The sequence below is a fragment of the Kitasatospora sp. NPDC059462 genome (assembly GCF_042749955.1).
Taxonomy (GTDB): domain Bacteria; phylum Actinomycetota; class Actinomycetes; order Streptomycetales; family Streptomycetaceae; genus Kitasatospora.
On sequence record NZ_JBHYUU010000233.1, the window covers coordinates 9,737 to 10,707 of the forward strand.

At 72.4% G+C, this 971-nt stretch carries 1 protein-coding gene; it reads left to right on the forward strand.

Going from position 1 to position 971, the window contains the following annotated elements; translation table 11 throughout:
- Nucleotides 1-149: 149 nt before the first annotated feature.
- Nucleotides 150-971: alpha/beta fold hydrolase (locus ACFXAM_RS34735; RefSeq protein WP_380297424.1), on the forward strand; the 822-nt coding region annotated here is incomplete at its 3' end.

The following is a 971-nucleotide window of genomic DNA, read 5'->3' on the forward strand; positions in this document are numbered from 1 at the left end:
AGCTGCGGGCGCCTCGCGCTCTGCTGCCGCCAGTACCGGCGGACCCCGGCCCGGGGGGGCGGCGCGGCCCCCGGGCGGCCCCCCCCCCCCCCCGGGGCGGCGGGCCCCGGCCGGCCTCCGGAACCCCCTGCGAAACAAAGGACTTCACCATGCCGTTCATCACCGTCGGCCAGGAGAACACCGCTCCGATCGAGCTCTACTACGAGGACCACGGCACCGGCCGGCCGGTCGTGCTGATCCACGGCTTCCCGCTCAACGGCGCCTCCTGGGAGCGCCAGAGCGCCGCGCTGCTCGACGCCGGCTACCGGGTCATCACCTACGACCGCCGCGGCTTCGGCCGCTCCTCGCAGCCGACCACCGGCTACGACTACGACACCTTCACCGCCGACCTGCACACCGTCCTGGAGACCCTGGACGTCCGGGACGCCGTGCTGGTCGGCTTCTCGATGGGCACCGGCGAGACCGCCCGCTACGTGGCCAAGTACGGCACCGAGCGGATCGCCAAGGTCGCCTTCCTCGCCTCGCTGGAGCCCTGGCTGCTGAAGAACGAGGAGAACCCGGAGGGCGCCGCCCCCCAGGAGTTCTTCGACGGCGTCGTGGCCGCCGTGAAGGCCGACCGGTTCGCCTTCTACACCGGCTTCTTCAACGACTTCTACAACCTGGACGAGAACCTCGGCACCCGGATCAGCGAGGAGGCGGTCCGCAACAGCTGGAACGTCGCGGCGAGCGGTGGCGCCTTCGCCGCCTCGGCCGCGCCGTCCACCTGGTACACCGACTTCCGTGCCGATGTCGCCCGCATCGACGTGCCGGCCCTGATCCTGCACGGCACCGGTGACCGCACCCTGCCGATCGACAACACCGCCCGCCGGTTCCACCAGGCGCTGCCGGCCGCCGACTACGTGGAGATCGAGGGTGCGCCGCACGGCCTGCTCTGGACCCACGCCGAGGAGGTCAACGCCGCGCTGCTGGCC